This window comes from Undibacterium sp. (genome assembly GCF_030683615.1).
GTDB classification, from domain to species: domain Bacteria; phylum Pseudomonadota; class Gammaproteobacteria; order Burkholderiales; family Burkholderiaceae_D; genus Undibacterium; species Undibacterium umbellatum.
The window spans coordinates 1-19,775 of record NZ_JAUXQE010000030.1 but is presented as its reverse complement, the minus strand read 5'-3'; the positions used below and the strand labels follow the sequence as shown (position 1 = coordinate 19,775).

General features: G+C 51.5%; 15 protein-coding genes. 8 read left to right on the top strand and 7 right to left on the bottom strand.

The features are described 5' to 3' along the window. The first annotated feature begins 5 nt into the window (after window positions 1-5). Window positions 6-2,375, top strand: a complete 2,370-nt coding sequence (locus Q8K39_RS14580) for a response regulator (RefSeq protein ID WP_305261243.1) — start codon at window positions 6-8, stop codon at window positions 2,373-2,375. Further along, window positions 2,368-3,708: a diguanylate cyclase domain-containing protein gene (locus Q8K39_RS14575; RefSeq protein WP_186953199.1), complete on the top strand. Its 1,341-nt coding sequence runs from the start codon at window positions 2,368-2,370 to the stop codon at window positions 3,706-3,708. Before Q8K39_RS14580 ends, Q8K39_RS14575 begins: the two co-directional genes overlap by 8 nt. Here the strand turns inward: Q8K39_RS14575 and Q8K39_RS14570 are convergent, their stop codons facing one another. Beyond that, complete coding sequence (locus tag Q8K39_RS14570) at window positions 3,709-4,326, bottom strand: LysE family translocator (RefSeq protein ID WP_305261237.1); 618 nt, start codon at window positions 4,324-4,326, stop codon at window positions 3,709-3,711. A 134-nt stretch (window positions 4,327-4,460) separates the two neighbouring features. On the opposite strand from Q8K39_RS14570, the gene Q8K39_RS14565 reads away from it, so the two are divergent. Then, window positions 4,461-5,357 (top strand): LysR substrate-binding domain-containing protein, encoded by an 897-nt coding sequence (locus tag Q8K39_RS14565; protein WP_305261235.1) that lies wholly within the window; start codon window positions 4,461-4,463, stop codon window positions 5,355-5,357. On the opposite strand, the gene Q8K39_RS14560 is transcribed toward Q8K39_RS14565, so the two are convergent. Next, complete coding sequence (locus Q8K39_RS14560) at window positions 5,351-6,214, bottom strand: lipid A biosynthesis acyltransferase (protein ID WP_305261234.1); 864 nt, start codon at window positions 6,212-6,214, stop codon at window positions 5,351-5,353. The genes Q8K39_RS14565 and Q8K39_RS14560 overlap by 7 nt on opposite strands. Beyond that, window positions 6,211-7,071, bottom strand: a complete 861-nt coding sequence (locus Q8K39_RS14555; protein ID WP_186953196.1) for a lysophospholipid acyltransferase family protein — start codon at window positions 7,069-7,071, stop codon at window positions 6,211-6,213. The genes Q8K39_RS14560 and Q8K39_RS14555 overlap by 4 nt, the downstream gene beginning before the upstream one ends. Before the next feature lie 218 nt (window positions 7,072-7,289). Between Q8K39_RS14555 and metK the strand changes: the two genes are divergently transcribed. Together metK and Q8K39_RS14545 are read left to right on the top strand one after the other, a co-directional pair. Further along, entirely contained in the window at window positions 7,290-8,471 is a 1,182-nt protein-coding gene (metK, locus tag Q8K39_RS14550; RefSeq protein ID WP_186953195.1) for a methionine adenosyltransferase, read from the top strand. 48 nt (window positions 8,472-8,519) lie between these two features. Next, window positions 8,520-9,473, top strand: a complete 954-nt coding sequence (locus tag Q8K39_RS14545; RefSeq protein WP_305261231.1) for a M14 family zinc carboxypeptidase — start codon at window positions 8,520-8,522, stop codon at window positions 9,471-9,473. A 121-nt stretch (window positions 9,474-9,594) separates the two neighbouring features. On the opposite strand, the gene Q8K39_RS14540 is transcribed toward Q8K39_RS14545, so the two are convergent. From Q8K39_RS14540 to Q8K39_RS14530, 3 genes are all read right to left on the bottom strand, one after another. After that, entirely contained in the window at window positions 9,595-10,002 is a 408-nt protein-coding gene (locus Q8K39_RS14540; RefSeq protein ID WP_305261230.1) for a hypothetical protein, read from the bottom strand. A 246-nt stretch (window positions 10,003-10,248) separates the two neighbouring features. Then, on the bottom strand, window positions 10,249-11,661 hold the full coding sequence (locus Q8K39_RS14535) for a hypothetical protein (RefSeq protein ID WP_305261228.1): 1,413 nt from the start codon (window positions 11,659-11,661) through the stop codon (window positions 10,249-10,251). 2 nt (window positions 11,662-11,663) lie between these two features. After that, entirely contained in the window at window positions 11,664-12,968 is a 1,305-nt protein-coding gene (locus Q8K39_RS14530) for an SPFH domain-containing protein (RefSeq protein ID WP_305261226.1), read from the bottom strand. A 254-nt stretch (window positions 12,969-13,222) separates the two neighbouring features. Here Q8K39_RS14530 and Q8K39_RS14525 point away from each other — a divergent pair, with 254 nt between their 5' ends. From Q8K39_RS14525 to Q8K39_RS14515, 3 genes are all read left to right on the top strand, one after another. Next, on the top strand, window positions 13,223-13,960 hold the full coding sequence (locus Q8K39_RS14525; protein ID WP_305261224.1) for a response regulator transcription factor: 738 nt from the start codon (window positions 13,223-13,225) through the stop codon (window positions 13,958-13,960). Beyond that, window positions 13,938-16,031 (top strand): HAMP domain-containing sensor histidine kinase, encoded by a 2,094-nt coding sequence (locus Q8K39_RS14520; protein ID WP_305261223.1) that lies wholly within the window; start codon window positions 13,938-13,940, stop codon window positions 16,029-16,031. Before Q8K39_RS14525 ends, Q8K39_RS14520 begins: the two co-directional genes overlap by 23 nt. Before the next feature lie 354 nt (window positions 16,032-16,385). After that, window positions 16,386-18,497: a prolyl oligopeptidase family protein gene (locus Q8K39_RS14515; protein ID WP_305261222.1), complete on the top strand. Its 2,112-nt coding sequence runs from the start codon at window positions 16,386-16,388 to the stop codon at window positions 18,495-18,497. A gap of 101 nt (window positions 18,498-18,598) precedes the next feature. Here Q8K39_RS14515 and Q8K39_RS14510 read toward each other — a convergent pair whose 3' ends face one another. Next, window positions 18,599-19,486 carry an amino acid ABC transporter substrate-binding protein gene (locus tag Q8K39_RS14510; RefSeq protein WP_186953187.1) on the bottom strand — a complete coding sequence of 296 codons (888 nt, stop codon included), beginning with the start codon at window positions 19,484-19,486 and terminating at the stop codon, window positions 18,599-18,601. Window positions 19,487-19,775: the final 289 nt, after the last annotated feature.

Sequence of the window (19,775 nt, the reverse complement as noted above, 5' to 3'; positions counted from 1 at the left end):
AAAATATGTCCATAAATAAACAGGAAAACACGGCAGAGTATCTGGATGATACTCCCGTGATTTCTGCAGAAGAAGAAATACTCAGGCGCTCACCTCCCTGGCGCATACTCATCGTCGACGACGATCACAACACCCATACCGCCACTTGCTATGCCCTGGACAACCAAAGCTTTCGTCAACGTCGCTTTGAGTTTATCAGTGCCTACAGTTCGGAAGAGGCATTCGTGATCTTACGCGATACTCCCGATATCGCACTGGTGATACTCGATATCATCATGGAGACTTCCGATGCTGGCCTGCAACTGGTCAAAAGAATACGCAATGAATTGAATAATCATCTGGTACGCATCGTCTTGCGCACAGGCCAGCCCGGGCTGGTGCCAGAGCACCGTATCGTCATGGATTTTGATATTGACGATTATAAAAGCAAGACCGAACTGGGCGGCGGCAAATTGTTTACCATGGTAGTTTGTGCCTTGCGCGCGTATGACAATTTATGCGAGATGATGGCGGCACAAAAGGCGCTCGGCAATTCCTTGAAAAAAATCCAGAACCTGGAAACGGCTTTGAACCAGCATGCCATCTATGTGATTTTGGACCGCAGTGGCAACATCATCGCCGTCAATGACAAATTTTGCACAATTTCAGGCTGCAATGCCGTTGAATTGATGGGCAAGACATTTGATCATCTATGTCTGCAATCCACGACCAGCAGTGCATTGAACGATATATGGGTGGCCATGGATAAAGGCGACATCTGGCAAGGCACGGTCGCCGGGAAATCCAGCCTGGGCAAGTCTTACTGGATGAACACCAGTGTCGTGCCCTTCATGGATCATGATAATCAGCCCCAGCAATATGTGGTCGTCGCCACCGATGTCACCGAGGCCAAGCTTGCCCAGCAAGAAGTGCTGGAACTGAACCGTGACCTGGAGCAAAGAGTCATACGCCGTACCAATGAATTGGAATTGGCCAAACTCGCTGCTGAAAAAGCCAACAATGCCAAATCAATTTTCCTGGCGAACATGTCGCATGAAATACGGACACCACTTAATGCCATTTTTGGATATGCGCAACTCTTGAGCAAGGACGATCGTTTGCCCGCCGAACTGGCAAGCATAGTCGCACCGATAGAAAAGTCAGGCGTGCATTTACTCAATCTGATCAATGACATACTTGATCTATCGAAAATAGAAGCAGGCCGCATGACTCTGGAATTTGGGCAAATCGACCTGGAGAGCCTGGTCTCCGAGGTCAGCGACATCTTTGCCATGCGTTGTGCACAAAAAGGGATACACTGGCATTGCGCGACCAGCTTTGCGCCGGCAAGTTACTTACTGGGCGATGGTGAAAAACTGCGTCAGGTCTTATTGAATTTGCTGAGTAATGCTGTCAAATTCACTGATTGTGGTGAGGTCGTTCTGACGATCACAGAAAGTGCCAGCGACAAACCTGATCACGCCCGCCTCAGCTTTGAAGTCAGGGATACTGGTCTTGGCATACCCGAAGAACAGCAGTCCCTGGTGTTTGTTCCCTTCCATCAGGCGGAACCAAACAACAAGCGCGGTGGCACAGGTTTGGGACTGGCCATTTCAAATCGCCAGGTGGTGCTGATGGGCAGTCGCTTGCAACTGGCATCTACGCCGGAACATGGCTCCCGGTTTTATTTTGAACTGGAATTGTTGCGCATACAAAATGCCACACCAACAAGCAACCGCCCTGTGCACGGTAAAATCAGCCTCTTGCCCGACCAGCAGTTGAACGTCCTGGTGGTAGATGACATAGAAGAAAACCGCGATGTACTAGCGCGCATGCTGCAAAGCCTGGGGGCTACAGTCAGGCAGGCCGAGAATGGTGCAACTGCCCTGGAAAGCCTACGCGCAACACCTGCCGACATTATTTTTCTAGATATCCGCATGCCGGTCATGGATGGGATAGAAGCCATGCGTCACATACGCGCAGAATGGCCACAACCACAGCCAAAATGCGTGGCACTGACGGCCTCAGCTCTTCTACATGAACGCGAACACTATATGCTGGAAGGTTTTGATGACTTCATCGGCAAACCCTTCTTGTTCGACACCATCTATGCCTGTCTAGGCAAGCAACTGGGCATGCGCTTTACCAGCAAGACAGAAGACTCGCCTGAGATATTGACAAAACCCACCATGGTCAAGTTGCCAGAACGATTCCGGGAGCGCTTGCTGACAGCAGCCAGAACAGGCTGGGTCAGTGGGCTGGAATCCACTCTGGCTGAACTGAAACAATGCGGCACCGTAGAAGCAGCTTTGGCCAGTCATTTGACGAATTATCTGATGCAATATGACATGGATGGTCTGGAACGCGAACTGATGACAGGATCCGAGCATGTTTAGACTAGGCAGCAATCCAGCCAGGAATCGCGAAATGGCCTTGTTAATCGTCGATGATATGCCGGACAACATCGGAGTCTTGCGTGGCATGTTGTTACCTTATGGGCATCAGTTGTTCGTTGCCACATCTGGTCAGGGTGCGCTGAACATTGCCGCCCAGGTGCCGCTGGATCTGATCTTGCTGGATGTCATGATGCCCGGCATGGACGGTTTTGAAACTTGCCGCATGCTGAAAGCAAATCCGCAGACCAGGGAAACACCGATTATTTTCATCACGGCAAAAACGGATACCCAGGACATCGTCGAAGGCTTCAATCTGGGTGCGGCCGACTATATCAATAAACCAGTACGGATGGAAGAAGCACAGGCTCGCATACAAACACAATTGCAGATACGCAGTTATATCCTGGAGCAGAGAGAACAGGCAGAACGCATGCGTGCCATCGTCAACAATATGGCAGAAGGCTTGCTCATCATAGAAGCAGATGGCCGCATACAATCCAGCAATCCTGCGGCAGATTACCTGTTTGGCTATGCACCGGACCAATTACAGGGGCATTCGATTTTTGATTTGCTCGATACTGCTGCCAGCCAGGAATACCATCATTATTTCAGCCGCATCGCCAGTGATGGTTCGGGCATGCAAATCCCGCAGCATGGCAGTCGTGAGGTACAAATAAAACATCATAGCGGCGCCATGCTCAATGTCGATTTATCCATCATGCCCATGTTTGTACGGCAGCCGCTGTTTGTCGGTTTGCTGCATGATATTACCCGCCACAAATTGTCTGAACATGCCTTGCGCAGAGAAGCCAGTATGGACGCCCTGACCAATGTGGCCAATCGTCGCCATTTTGATGCAAGCCTTGAAAACATCTGGCAATACGCCGTCGAGAATGAGCAAGAACTTTCCCTGATCTTGCTGGACGTAGATCACTTCAAGCACTACAACGACACCCTGGGACATCAGGCAGGTGACCGCTGTCTGCAACAAGTTGCACAGGTCTTACGCACAATTGCGTCACCACCAGCTACCCTGATAGCCCGCTACGGTGGCGAAGAATTTGTGATCCTGTTACCCAATACCGGTCAGCAAGATGCCCATGACCTGGCATGTCAGGTGCAATCCGCCATGGAAGCCAGGCAATTGGCGCATCCTGCATCAACATGCTCTGCCTGGGTCACCGTCAGTATAGGTGTCTGTAGTCTGCGACCGAATGCGGCAATCAGCAGCGAACTCTTGTTTCTGAATGCTGACCAGGCCATGTACCAGGCCAAAGAGTCTGGCCGCAACCGGGTCTGCACAGAATTCGGCCAGGCAGAAAAAAGTGTATGACTAATGCAATGCGGGCAAGCCAGCCAACGACACACCAAGGACGATCAGCACGGCGCCGATAAAACGGTTCAATACAACTTGTTGCCTGAGCATGCCGGCACGCAGGCGGTTGTCTGAAAAAAACAAGGCCACCAGGCTGAACCATATCCAGTGGGCGACAGACATGAACAAGCCATAACCGATTTGTGCCAGCACGCTGGTATCAATTTGTACCACCTGGGTATAGGTGCTGACTACAAATAAAGTGGTTTTGGGATTGAAGGCATTGGTCATGAAACCAGCACGCAAGGCCGGCCAATTACCCATCTTCTGCCCTGCCCCTGCCTCTGCACTGATGACGGCACGGGCAAAAAAAGTCTGGTAACCGATATAGATCAGGTAGATCGCACCTATGATCTTGATGGCAAAATACAGGCTGGGTGATTTTGCAATCAGCAGGCCCACGCCCAGCATGGTATACATGACATGCACTTGCACACCCAGCGCGATGCCGCTGGCGGCCAGCAGGCCTGCACGGCGACCATACAGATAACTATTCCTGGTGACCATGGCAAAGTCTGCTCCAGGGCTGATGACGGCCAGGATGGTGATGATGGCGACGGCAATGAGTTCCGTCATGTTTTTCCTAAAGATAAAATATTCATTTGTGATCCGATTTGTGATCAAATATCACGCATGAACAGATTCTGAAGGCAGACAGTCGATTTGAAAATCGATATATACTCAAACATATCATCGAGAAAATCTCACAGATGAGCTATCACCTACCATCGCTGAATGCCATACGCGTGTTCGAAGTCGCTGCACGCCATTTGAGCCTGGTCAAGGCTGCGGAAGAACTGCATGTGACCCACGGTGCTGTCAGCCGCCAGATCAAGCAACTGGAAGAAAACCTGGGCCTGGAATTATTCGAGCGCCGCAACCGTGCCATCTTTTTAACGCGCGCTGGACTGAGCCTGCAAGGCACTTGCACTGACATCATGAGGCAACTGGAAGCAGGCCTGCGCCAGCTCAGGCAGGCAGATGATCAACCTCTCGTAGTCTCATGTGAACCGACCATAGCCATGCGCTGGCTGATTCCACGCCTGGGTAAATTCAGGCAACTACACCCTGAACTGGAAATTCATTTGTTTGCCGCTGGCGGCCCTGTCGACTTGCGCCATGGTCACATAGACCTGGCATTACGGCGCAACGATTTTGTCTGGGATGCAAACTATCATGCGACCAAAGTTGCCCAGGAATTGATCGCCCCAGTTTGCACACCAGGCCTGCTGAAACAAGGTAAGCCAGCACTGAACCAGCATTGCCTGTTACACACGGCAACCCGGCCCGATGCTTGGTCACAGTGGCAAAAACTCAGCGGACAAACGGCACGCGGCAAAAGCCGGGCGACCTATGAACATTTTTACCTGAGCCTGCAAGCAGCTTGTGCGGGTCTGGGCGTCGCCATGGCATCAGCCTATATGGTGGAAGATGAAATCCGCAGCGGGCAATTGCTGGCGCCGCATAATTTCAGGGCAGATGGCAGTGATTATGTCTTGCTGTCAGCGCTGCCCTTTGATGAGGACCGGCGCCGCCTGGCATTTCTGGAATGGTTACAGCGGGAATTTGAAGTGACGGCACAGGCCGTCACTGGCCTGTATCAGTAAACGCTGGGTTCACCAGGTGGGCGTGTTTTGAAACGTTTGTGTGCCCAAAAGTATTCTGCGGGTGCTTTCAAGATTTCTTGCTCAATGAAAGCATTCATAGCGCGCGTAGCCGCCACGATATCCTCACCCGGATAATTTTGCCACGGCTCATGGAAAGTCACTTTCCAGCCCTGATAGTTGGGCAAAATAGTGGCAATGACTGGGATGACTTTGGCACCGGTAGTCGCCGCTATTCTTGGTACTGCTGTCAATGTGGCAGCAGGTACACCAAAGAAAGGCACGAACTCGGCATCCTTGGCGCCAAAGTCCATATCTGGCAACATGAAAAAGGGCAAGCCTTCACGCATGGCGCGGATAATGGGCTTGACGCCTTCTGCCCGGGAAAACAGTTTTACCGGACGAAAACGTGATCGCCCCTTGCGCAAGGCTGCATCAAACACCTTGCTGCGCTGTTGAGTATAGATGGAGCATAGCGAGGATTCCAGCATGACTGCCACGCCTGCCACATCCAGGCTGACGAAATGCGGGCACATCAAAATAGTCGGGCCATCAGCCATTGCCGCCATCGGTACGGCAGGATCTATCTGTATCAAACGCTTCAGGCGCGCCTCTGAAGCCCACCAGAGTATGCCGCGCTCCAGCACGCTGCGGGCATAGACCTGAAAATGCCGTTTTGCCATGGCCAGCCTTTCAGCTTCGCTGAGTTGTGGCAAACAAAGTGATAAATTTGTCAGCGTGATATGTCTGCGCTTGCGTATCACCATGAACAGCAAGCTACCAACACCCTCACCAAGACGGCCCAGCACTGGTAAAGGCAACCAATGCAAAACCCACATCAACACCAGCACTGCCCTCATGCCTGGCCCCGGTCAAAACGGGATTCAGGTGAGTCGATGCCGTCCGGCTTCTTGTAGCGGTTATAACTCCAAAAATACTGTGCGGGCGCGCGGGCGATCAATTTTTCCATGCCGCGATTGATGGCCGTGGCCTGGGCCACAGGATCAGTACCCAGCTCCTCTTCAAAAGGCACGAAGCGAATCACATAACCGCGCCCACCCGGCAGGCGTTCGGCATAAGTCAGGATAATCGGTGCACCTGTCATGCCATGCAATTTGGCAGACAAAGTCATGGTGTAGGCGCGTTTGCCAAAAAATTTGGCCCAGACGCCCTCGCCTTCTTGAGGCACCTGATCAGGCAACAAGCCTATCGCCTCGCCTTTTTTCAAGGCTTTGGCCATGATACGCACGCCAGACAGATTGGCAGGTGCCAGCAAGAGATTTTCGCGCGCCCTTGCTCCCTCTATCAAAGGCTTCAGGGCAGCTTTGCGTGGTGGCCTGTATAGGACCGTCAGGCGGGTTCGGACTGCAATGCTTTGGGCAACAATTTCAAAACATCCCAGATGAGGTGTCAAAAAGATCACGCCATTTTTGGCATCCAGTGCAGTTTGCACAAGCTCCCAATTCTCTATCGTAGCGGTTTTTAATACCCGGTCTGGCTTGGCGCACCAGATAAAGGGCAACTCCAGGATATTCTTGCCAGCCTCTCTTACGGCCTCATGCAAATGGCCCGAGAAACCGGCGCGGCTTATATTGTGCTTGAGGCGACGGCGATACGACCCGGACAGCAAATAGACGAACCAACCCAGCGCGGCTCCAGAAAAATGCAAGACCGACAATGGAAAAATGGAAAGAAAACGAAACAAAGTGACAAGCATGACGCCGCTCAAGTATCAGTATAATAATAAGGGTATATTCGACAGACTAGACAGAACGAGCGTAAAATATCACACATTGGCTGGCTTGATTACATAAAGCTGGCTACCGCCGAGTTAACAGACAACTTGCGAGGCGGTTAATAAAACTCGCTAAAGCGTCGCAGGACTCTTCCGACTGCGGCACATTTATTACGGTCAATTTTTTATAGGAGCCTGCGATGGCTAATGATTTTCTTTTCACCTCTGAATCGGTATCCGAAGGACACCCGGACAAAGTCGCCGATCAGATTTCCGATGCAATTCTCGATGCGATCTTTGAACAAGATCCACGTTCCCGCGTTGCCGCTGAAACCCTGACCAATACAGGTCTGGTGGTTCTGGCTGGCGAAATCACCACCAATGCCCACGTTGATTACATCCAGGTAGCACGCGATACCATCAAGCGCATTGGTTACGACAATACTGAATACGGAATTGACTACAAAGGTTGCGCAGTGCTGGTTGCTTACGACAAGCAATCCAATGATATCGCCCAGGGTGTAGACCAGGCGTCGGATGATCACCTCAACACCGGCGCTGGCGACCAGGGCCTGATGTTTGGCTATGCCTGCGATGAAACACCAGAACTGATGCCTGCGCCGATTTACTATGCGCACCGTCTGGTAGAACGCCAGGCACAATTGCGCAAGGATGGCCGCCTGCCTTTCCTGCGTCCTGATGCCAAGAGCCAGGTCACCATGCGCTATGTTGATGGCAAACCGCACAGTATCGATACTGTCGTGCTGTCCACCCAGCATCACCCTGACCAAAGCGAAACCTCGACCAAGATGAAACAGTCTTTCATCGACGCTGTCATTGAAGAAATCATCAAGCCAGTCTTGCCGAAAGAATGGTTGCTCGACACCAAATTCCTGATCAACCCGACTGGCCGTTTCGTTATTGGCGGCCCACAAGGTGATTGTGGCCTGACTGGCCGCAAGATCATTGTTGATACCTACGGTGGTGCCTGCCCTCATGGTGGCGGTGCATTCTCTGGTAAAGATCCTACCAAGGTTGACCGTTCTGCTGCCTATGCTGCACGTTATGTCGCCAAGAATATCGTCGCTGCTGGCATCGCCCGCCAGTGCCAGATCCAGGTCGCTTACGCGATTGGTGTAGCACGCCCGATGAACGTGACTGTGTATACTGAAGGCACAGGCGTCATCCCTGATGACCAGATCGCCGCTTTGGTGAACGAGCATTTTGACTTGCGTCCAAAAGGTATCATCCAGATGCTGGACTTGCTGCGCCCTATCTATTCCAAAACTGCTGCTTATGGCCACTTTGGTCGTGAAGAGCCAGAATTCACCTGGGAACGTACCGACAAGGCAGCAATTTTGCGTGCCGCTGCCGGACTGTAGCCTCTTTATTATTTTAAGTAATAGGTAGCACTGGGAGTAGAAGCAAGAATGCCGGTCAGTTTTATCAGAAGTAAGTTCTGCGCATCTCGCTGCAAAAAACTCGGTGCTTTGTTTGCGGTGGCTGGCCTGTTGGCCATGCCATCTGCAAACAGCCTGTCTGCTACGCCAGCGCCTTCAACTGCACCACCACCTGTTCCAGCCAAGCCAAACGTCAAACCCAAAACCATCAGCGACTGGTGTACACCACTGGTAGCGCGCCTGCCCAAGGTCAGCTTGACTGACTGCAAAAACAGCAAGCTCAGCCCCACAGGTGCCAATTCGCTCAATGGTTTTCCAGTATTGTTCCGCGATATCAAGGCTGATGCCAAGCATCCGCAAGCCATACGTGTGCTGCTGCTGGGTGGCATACATGGCGATGAGCAAACAGCATCCTCCGTCGTGTTCAAATGGATGGACACCATGCAAAAAAACCCGCTGGAATTTAACTGGCGCATAGCGCCTGTGGTGAATCCTGATGGCCTGCTGGCACCCAAACCACGCCGAATGAATGCCCGCGGCATAGACCTCAACCGCAACTTCCCCACGCCAAACTGGCAAAAAGAAGCGCCAAGTTACTGGGCGCGCGTGACCCGCAGCGACCCGCGTCGATATCCAGGCAAAGCCCCGATTTCTGAACCAGAAAGCCGCTGGGTCTATGAAACCATAGAAAAATACAAGCCCGACGTCATCATCTCGGTGCACGCGCCTTTTGGCGTACTGGATTTTGACGGCCCGGCCACACCACCCAACCGCTTTGGCCGCCTGATCTATAACCGCGTTGGCGTCTACCCAGGCTCCCTGGGCAACTATAGCGGTCTGCACAAGGATATCCCTGTGGTCACCATAGAACTACCCAACGCCACGCAGATGCCGCCAGACGCCGAAGTACAACGCATCTGGCAAGATATGCAAACGTGGATACGGCAAAATGTGGCAGCACCGTTGAAGACTGCTCGAAATTGATATCAGGATTCAGCTTGGGAATAGGCAACATACAATGGACCGGAAAATCCAAGAACCAAGACCGATTTCTTCAAAAATGACTTGATAATTTATTTGCTTACGATATGTCTTCTTGCAATTTCTAACTGTGAAAGTCAGAGAATTTACGTATTGCCAGCAGCTTTATCATGCAATCTTTTGTATTGCTTAGCAAAAGGGCAAAAATAAATGCGTCCGTTATATTTATCGGCGAATCTTTCCAATTTCTGGTGCCAAGTATCAATATTGAGAGTAAAAGGAAGGCCAGACCTAACCCTATTGATTCCCGCGCTTTGGGCACTATTCGGGCATCAAGCTTTTTATGTTCCTTGAAGCTATCGTAGGCATAAAAAACCAGGAAAGCCAAGGCTGGCAGCCAAAATTCCAGTAGTGGCGCCTTGTTGAAAATAGCTAGTGCCGCAAAGTAAATCAGCACAGAAATATTGCAGAAGATGAGCCCATAGAACATCATTTGCTTGCTGCGGACATTATTTGTTTGCGTAGAATTCATTTTTCTCATTTCTTAACAATGACAATGGCACCTGTGTGGGCAGAACTGTAGGCAAGGGAATCTTGTTTAAAGCATAAATGAAAGTTTCCCATTAATGTTAAAAAAAGTTAAAAATATATTTAAGTCAATTATTGCCATTATTTGATATACATTTGCTAAAATCGCGCGCGCTGAAATGCCAGGTCAGGCAAACAGGGCCGCAGCAATTTCTTGCCACGGCTCTCAACTGTTTGATTGCATGATCTATCAACGCAAACTGATGGTTTGCCTTTTCCACGCCTGGTCTTGCCACTTGTAGAACACACTCAAAGAACCCGGCTTGTCTGCACCATTTTCAACTTGCAGGCTATCCATGCTGACGACTTCAAAGCTCTTCTTGAAGCGGCCTTCGACTTTGGCTTCACGGGCTACCAGCATCTTGTTGGTGCCTGGCACCCAGCCTGCAAATTCTGCATAGCCGAGATCAGGGTCAGTATTCGCGGGTGGCAGGATGTCGATAATCCAGCCCTGGCTGGTCTGGTGGAATAGCCAGAGTTCGCGCCAGTTTTCCATGGGTTGTACGGCCAGTGTCAACGCTGTGTTTTGAGCATTGGCGCGGGCGGATGCGGCCCAGACTACGCTATAGGTGCAGCGTTTTGCCAGAGGGGTTTTTACGTCATGTTTGGCATCGGTCAGCATGACGCAGGTTTCGCCTGGCTGGCCTGGGGCGGTGATGATGTTCAGGCCGGGTTTGGGGATGATCGCCGGTTCAACCGCCCAACGCGTTGCACCTACACGCACACCAGCGTCGGCGTAGGCATACACATCTTCATCGGTGAATTCTTCTTTGTTGACTGATGCCAGTTCTGTCAATGCGTGGTTGGCGGCATCTTCCACTTTCTCGCCTTTGCGAGCACGCTGAAAGGCGATGCTGGACCAGACGCTGGCCTTGCGCATGCGCATGCGGTTTTTCAGATACTCGGGCAGGCTGGTGGTATTGACCTTGTCAAGTACATCGGCGCGCCACTGGTCGAGGGCATAGCGCTCGGTCGGGCGCATGGTGGGGTCTATGCAATCCTGCCTGGTCAGTGCCAAGGCAGCGCGGGCTTTTTGGTCGGGCGTGGCATTCATGGCAAGTACGCGGCGGAATGCTTCGCCGTCATAACAGAGTTGCATACGGCCTTCGCGTTCATAGCCTTTGATGTTGATGCCGTAATTGGCGACCACTTCCAGGTGGGCTGCAATAGTCGCTTCATTTTGCTTGGGTTGTTTGCTGGATGCGCGTCTGGCAAGGCGTTCTGCCATGCTGCCGAGCGCATCAAAAGCTTCTGCGTTTATCGCTTTGACTGGTGCTGCCTTGAGGTAAGCAGCGGTATAGCTGATGCCCAGTGATTCTGCGCCCGGGGTGTCCCTCAGGAAGCGAATGACGGCGAAGGCATCGGGCGCATCGTCTGGCTGCATGGACACCAGGCGTACTTGCGATGTCTTGATATAACCCGCGCGCTCGCGCCTGTGATCATACACTTGCAGGTAGTCGAGTTTTTCACCACGGATTTCCAGGCTATCCCCCTGCCACAGCACGGCTTGTTGTTGTGCGCCATCCTTGGGAGCAGCGCGCAATTGTGCCTGGTCCTGGGTGACAACAGCGAGTACGGCGACAGCAGCTAAAGTAGCAAACATGATTATTGGCTCTCTTTGTTTTCATTAGTGGTTTCTGTTTCAGCTTCTGTCGATACTTTTTGCATACCCTGCTTGCCGTTCCTGCCGCTACCCAGCAATGCGGCACCAATGAAGCTGCCATCTGTTGGTGGTGGTGCGATGATGACCGAGATCTTGTCTGACAATTTGTCGGCCATGGTTTTCTGTATCAACAAGGGGTGCTTGGTCAGGAGGGCACCTTCCCTCTCCATCTGCACGCTGGTGACCTTGCCGACCAGGTCTTGTCGGTAGGCTTCTGCATCGGCCAGTTTGCGGCGTGAATCGGCTTCACCCTGGGCTTCGATGACGCGTGCCTGGGCTGCACCTTCCGAGGTTTTGATGCGAGATACTTTTTCTGCCTCGGCCTCAAGCTTGCGTTGCTCTATCTGCTTTTGTTTGAAGGGCAGCACGTGTTTCATGGCTTCTTCCTCTGCTTTTGCAGCGATGATTTGCTCATTACCTGCAGCCTCGGCGGCTTTCTCGCGCTTGATCTTGTCTGCGTCTGCTTCCAGCGCGGTTTGTTTTACCTGCTTGTCTTTGAGTTCCAGGGTGTAGCGCATTTTTTCGCTTTCCAGTTCTTCTGCCAGCAGTTTTTCCATACCGCGTTTATAGTCGGCAGGCAAATCGATCTTGCCCATCATGACACTGCGCAGGATGATGCCGTCTACGGCCAGCCTGGGTTTTAGTTCAGCTTCTATCTGCTTCTGGATTTCTGCACGTTTGCTGGAAAATATTTCGCGTACTGTATACATGGTGAATGCCTTGTAGATCACGCCCTGCACTGCCGGTTCAACGATGTCGGTATTGATGTTCTCTGGCAGACTGGTGGACATATTGGTCAGCTTGGTTGGGTCAACCGCATAACGTATGCTCAGGTCTACGCCAAGTGACAAACCTTCTACCGACTGGAAAGGAGCATCACCATCGGCACGGCTGCCGCGACTTGGCCGGTATATCTGGTCTTGCAGGTTGAACAGGCGCAATTCATGCAGGCCGGGCACGACTATCAGTACACCATCACGCACCTGATCAGCATGGCCAGTCAGTTGATTGATACGCACGCCAACTTCACCACGTGAAATATGCTTGATTGGCGGGTGGGTGCTGATGGCGTAGATGGCACCACCGACCATGCTGAGAACTACCAGGCGCTTGAAAGTCACTTTGCTGAACATGCCTGATTCTGTCGTGACCCTGGCCTCCGCTTTGATTCCCGATGCGCTTTTGCTGAAAACGGAAGACAGAGTGGATCTTACGGCTTGTACCAGGGATTTGATACGGTCAGACATGATAGCTCTCCAATGTGAGTGATTTTTTAGGGTTGGTGCTTGGCATTTGCCCTGCATCCCTGAGACACATCATGCGCTGTACTGGGCGGAACATACAATGCTGGGGCGGGGGCAGAAATATCACTGTGGCAAGCTATTTATTCCGCGCCTGGAATAAGCCTTGCCGCGTGTGAAGAAAAACTCACAGCGGCTTTATGACTTTTGCTTGAAAAGCGTAGATACTGCGGATATTGAGATTCTTGCCGGAGAAACCCGTGGTCAAAGTAGCTGTCATTGAAGATGATCTGCCCACCAGCAATCAGTTAAAAACCTGGATAGAAGCAGCAAAGCCGGGCATACAGATAGACCAGTGGTTCAGCCGCGATGATGCCGAAGCGGCCATCGCGCGCGAAAACTATGATCTGGTGGTGCTCGATATTGAACTGGGGCGCGAGCGTCATGCCGGGGTTGCCATCATCAATGCCATCAACAAGCAGCATGCAACGCCAGTGCTGGTGGTGTCTGCCATGCCGGCCACCATTTACCGCAGCATCATGAAAGCGCTGGACGCCTGGGATTACCTGCAAAAAGCCACCTTTGAAGAAGCAGATTTCATCGAAACTTTTCTGGAAATCCTGCGCTCGGTCAAAGAACGCAAGCTGCACAAAGAGAGCCAGAGCGCTGCTTATAAAGAGGCAGCGAAATCCCCAGTCGCCGACCAGCTCAGCATGGACCCTTTGCGCCAGCGCACTCCTATCTGGCGCGGCCAGCGTATCAACCTGCCGCTGACTGCCCAACGCATACTGGCAGCCCTGTTTGCCCGCCGCGGCCAGGTAGTGTCGTATGAAGACTTGTATGAAGTCGTCAAGAGCGGGCGCAACCGCGACAATATACGCAAGCATGTGTCAACCATACGCGATGCCTTCCGCGAGATTGATGCAGATTTTGAGTGCATAGAAAACGTCCCCATGCGCGGTTTCAGATGGGTGGATGACGACGCAGGCAGAAGCTGAGATGGGCAAGTTCTTGCTGGCGACTTACCGGCTGCGAATATTATTTCGCGGCGTTTTTCTATTGCTGGCGCTGGCAACCGTAGGCCTGGCCCTATCTGTCTTGCAGCAGGAAAAACAGCTCAGCTATAATAATTACCAAAGCAATTTCAATAAAACCCGTCTGCAAATATCGGCCACGCTGCGTCACCCTGCTGGGCAACTGGCGTTGCTGAATCCGCCTGCGGACAAACAGCGAGCTTCCTTGCGACCGCTATTGTTACCCTATTCTGCGATCGATTTTGATGACCAGAACAAGGTGCAGCAAGCCATCGCCATGTCGGGCTGCCTGGTGCAATATGGTACTGAAGGTGCACTCTGTAGCGGCATAGGCAATAACCCCTGGGCAGGCGGCTTTATTTATATTGCGGGTAACTTCAACAGCAACCAACTGGTCTCGCATAAACGTGGCAATGAAAGCCTGACACAGGCGCACAGGCTGAAAGTCAGCGTCAGCCTGCGCGGCCAGACGTATCGCTGGATCGCGCCGTTTGAAGAAGAGATTGCACCAGCAAGGCAAAACCAGGGCGTGCGCGGACGCTGGACCGGGTTCAATGAAAGCGAAGCCAACAGACCAAATGCGCGCCCCATAAGAGACTTTCGCGGCTGGGCCTGGCAGCAGGCGATCTGCAACCAGGCGGATCAGGATGACAAGGATACTGACTGCCAGAAAAATACCTTTTTCTCGCTGCGTTTGCCTATACCGGTTTTACAAGAAGCCTTGTTTGAAAAGAAGCGCCCGGTCTGGCCACCGCAAGACCTGGACCAGATGGAAGTCAGCCTGTCCGTGCTGCCACCCGACTCTGAAACCGCCCTGCTCGATAGCAAGAATGCCCCGACTGCTACACCGTTTTCTCTTAAGGATTTGCAAGACAATCTTTTGCCTGGAGAAACCCTGCGCATACGCAAGCGCGATGCTCAAAACACCCAGGATGACTTGATCAGTCTGACGGGCGCCTTTGAACAAATTGATGAATCATGGAATGTATTGACACGCCTGATACGCCGCCTGCCGGTGGATGAGTATGATGTCCCGCTGGAAAGCCGAGAAACCATCAGCACACCATTGGCGAATTATGAAGTCTTGCTGAAGGGTGACGTGCGCAGTGTCAGCAAGAGCCTCAGCGTAGTTGCCAGCCGGGTGTCCTGGTTTGTCGGTGCGATGTTGCTGGCGCTGACAATGGCCTGGCTGTTGATCGAGGTCAGCATCATACGGCGCATCACCCTGCTGACCAAACGTGCAGTATCACTGTCGAAGACCATGAAGCGCGCAGGTGAGCTTGAGCAATTCGATGTCAGTGATTTGCGCAGCCCGGATGAGCTGGGTGTGCTGGCCAGTTGCCTGCATGATTTGCTGCGGCGGGTAAAGGAAGATGTTGAACGCGAAACCATACGCACTGAGCAAGAAAAAGAAATGTGGCATGCCGTCGGTCATGAAATCATGTCGCCGCTGCAGTCTTTGATGGCCTTGCATGGCAATGCAGATGACCAGAGCAACCGCTACATCAGCCGCATGCAGCAGGCCATACGTGTTCTGTATGGCAGTGCTTCACCGAGCGAGGCATTTCAGTCCACCGTATTGCAAGTCAGTGAAATTGATATCACCCTGTTCCTGAAAAACGTCGCAGACAATGCACCCATGGTGGGCATACCGGATGTCGCCTACCAGGGCACGGATGAAGTAGTCATGGTAAAGGCAGATGAGTATTCGCTGGAAGATGTGGTGACCCATGTCTTGCGCAATGCAGAGCGGTACCGCAAGCCTGGTACTGCTATCAGTATCAGGCTGCAGAATAGTGAGACTGCAGCAACCATCACTATCCACAATGATGGCCCGCATATCGCCGACGATCTGATCGACAAGATATTTGAATACGGTGTATCTGACCAACATGACTCTGGCGCAAACGGCAACCGTGGCCAGGGTTTGTTTGTGGCCAAGACGTATATGGCAAAGATGGGTGGGACTATCAGTGTGCAGAATGTGGAACGGGGTGTGAGTTTTGTCCTCATTTTGCAACGAGGAAATTCTTAAATCTGTAGAGGGACGAAAACGACGACACTGGATTCCGGCCAAAAACATGCCGGAATGACGTAGCTGATGCATGGAAAAATAAAACTCATCCAGTCTATATCGTTTTCAATAAATTATTAAAAACACACCAATCCAGCGACTTCAGCAGTTTTTGCCGAAAAAGCAAAACTTAGTTTTGCTTCACACCGCAAATGACGTCGCACTATCGGAAAACATCGCTTTAGAATCCTTGACGGGCGCGCTGAACTAAATGCCTGCTCACGGGGTCCATCAGCGGGCTAGTCAGATAGCCAATCCTGATCCCCTGTGAGAAAACACCAGGCTGAGACAGCCTGTCCAACAATAAGGAAAGCAATGAAACCACAATTAACACTGATCGCGGCGCTGTGCATGGTAGGTGCAAGCAGCTTGGCGCTGGCACAGGCGGAAGACAAACACCAATGGCTGGAAGATGTCTCTGGTGACAAGGCCCTGAACTGGGTCAAGGACCAGAACAAGGTGACTCGTAGCAAGCTCGACAATGACGCAGGTTTTGCCAAGCTGAAAGCAGATTTGCAAGTCGTGCTGGATTCCAAAGACCGTATCCCTGGCATACGCAAAATGGGCGATGCGGTCTACAACTTCTGGATGGATGCAGAACACCCACGTGGTGTCTGGCGTAAAACCACACTGGAAGAATACAAAAAAGCCCAACCAAAATGGGAAGTCGTGCTGGATGTTGATGCGCTGGCCAAAGCAGAAAATGAAAACTGGGTCTACAAGGCCAGTACATGCCGCGAGCCAGTGTATGACCGTTGCCTGATCGAATTGTCACGCGGTGGCGCTGACGCCGTTGTCACCCGCGAATTTGACCTGAGCAGCAAGTCCTTCGTCAAAGGTGGTTTCAGTCTGCCAGAAGCAAAAATGAATCTGGACTGGGTCAATAAAGATACCCTGTTCGTCGCCACCGACTTTGGTGCTGGCACGCTGACCGATTCTGGCTACGCACGCGTCGTCAAGGAATGGAAACGTGGCACAGAATTGTCTGCTGCCAAGACCCTGTTCGAAGGCCAGAAAACTGATATGGCCGTAAGTGCTTATTCCAGTAACCATAAAGGCATACACAGGGAACTGGTCAACCGCCAGATCACTTTCTACACTTCTGAGCAATATCTGAAGGAAGGTGACAAACTGACCAAGCTTGATGTTCCTGCCAAGAGCGATCTATTCTTTTTCGATAAACAAGCCATCATCACACCACGTGAAGCGTGGAACGTAGGTGGTAAGACTTATGCATCCGGCAGTGTACTGGCCATCGACTTTGATGCCTTCATGAAGGGTAACCGTGAGTTCACGGTCTTGTTCGAGCCTAGCGACACGACCTCGTTTACGGGTGCCACTGTCACGAAAAATTTCCTGTTGCTGCAAACCCTGGAAAACGTCAAGAGCAACCTGAAAGAATGGAAATTCGACGGCAGCAAATGGGCTTCCCGTCAGGTCAGCCTGCCTACCCTGGGTGCAGTTGGTGTAAGTGGCATTGATGCAGAAAATTCTGATGATTACCTGATCAGCTATTCTGATTACCTGACACCCAGCGTCTACATGATGGCCCATGCGGGCAATGACAAGCGTGAACTGTTGAAATCAGCACCTAGCTTCTTTGATGCCAGCGCCTATGAAACAGTACAAAAGTTCACGACTTCCAAGGATGGTACCAAAGTGCCTTACTTTGTCGTGCGTCGCAAGGATGTGAAATTTGATGGCAATAATCCTACCCTATTGTACGGCTATGGTGGTTTCCAGATTTCCCTGACACCTTCTTACTCTGGTGGCCTGGGCAAGAGTTGGCTGGACAAGGGGGGCGTGTATGTGGTTGCCAATATCCGCGGTGGTGGTGAATTCGGCCCGCGCTGGCATCAACTGGCATTAAAAGAAAACCGTCAACGCGCTTATGATGATTTTGCTGCCGTGGCAGAAGACCTGATCGCCAGCAAGATTACCAGTCCCAAACACCTGGGTGCCATGGGTGGCAGTAACGGCGGTCTGCTGGCTGGTGTTGCATTGACTCAGCGCCCTGACTTATTCAATGCCGTAGTCAGTCAGGTGCCTTTGCTGGATATGCGTCGCTTCAACCAGTTGCTGGCAGGTGCTTCATGGATGGGTGAGTATGGCAACCCTGATGTACCCGCAGAATGGGATTACATCTCGAAATACTCACCTTACCAGAACGTCAAGGCAGGGGCAAAGTATCCGAATGTCTTGTTCATCACCTCTACCCGTGATGACCGCGTACATCCTGGCCATGCGCGCAAGATGGCTGCCAAGATGATGGACCAGGGTCACAAGAATGTCTGGTATTACGAAAACATAGAAGGTGGCCACGGTGGTGCAGCCAACAATGCACAACGTGCCGACATGAGTGCGATTACGTACACCTTCTTGTGGAATATGCTCAAGCGTGACAATGAGGCTGTGCAAGTGCACTAAGTAAATACAAGAGGCCTGCGGGGTTTACCTGCGCCGGCCTCTTGCAAACAAAAAGCCCGGGGTTCAAACTGAACCACGGGCTTTTTTTATGATGCAGCGTATTAATTTACCTTGTCGGAAGGGAAGCGTATGGTTTCCTTCAACAAAGAACCCATGGGCCAGGCCAGGTTCATATTCTTTGGTTGTATCGGTTTGGTAAACCATTTTTCATACAACCTGGTAATTTCACCATCTGCCATCATGCGCCCCATCTCTGCATCGATGGCTTTCTTGAACGCTGCATCGCCTTTAGGCAGCATGATCGCATACGCTTCTGAAGCCAGGGGATCGCCCACGATAGTCAGCTTGGCCGGGTCTTTGGCCTTGGCTTTCAGACCGAACAGTATCGCTTCATCCTGGGCAAAAGCATCTACCTGATTTGTTTCCAGCAGATTGAAAGAATCACTATGATCCTTGCCCTCGACCATCTTCATATGCAGGGCACGCACCTTGTCACGCTCAAGTACGAATTTGTCGGCAGAAGTACCCTTGGTGAAGACAACTTTCTTGTCTTTCAGGTCTGGCCAGTTCTTGATGCCTGAGCTGGTACTGACCATCATACGCAGAGTGGAAAAGAAATGAGGTATCGTAAAATCGACTTCTTTCCGGCGTTCTGCCGTATTGCTGGTAGAGCCACATTCCATATCAGTTTTACCTGAAGTCATGGCCTGGATACGGTTATCTGCTGTCACGGGAATAAAATTGATTTTTAATTGTGGCAGCTTCAATTCCTTCTTGAGCGCATCCACCATTTTTGTGCAAATATCTATCGTATAACCGATAGGCGCTTTACTTTCTGACAAATAAGAAAATGGCAATGCAGCTTCGCGATAAGCGATATTGATCGTCTGACTTTTTTTGATACGGTCAAAAGTGTCAGCCACTGACACCTGAGCAAGAACAGCAGCCGACGCAAAAACGCCAGCCTGGAGAATACAGCGCAATTTCATATGATTTCCTTATGCTTTTTCAGCATGTAAGAAGCATTTGTTTGGAGGCTGTTGCAAAAGATGGTCAGTGTCGCGCTTATTCAGCTAGTGGACATTGCCTGAGTATAGGTAATACCAGAGGCCGACGCAATCAGGCCCGGATAATTTTGCAACAAGCGTGGAGATTATAGAACTCATTTCATAAATAGGGTGAGTGCGAACAAGACGATTTGGGATGCAGTGCAAGGCGTGACCTGCAGCTAAGGCTCCTGCCTTAGCAAAGGGCGCAACGCTGCAATGCGCCCAAATC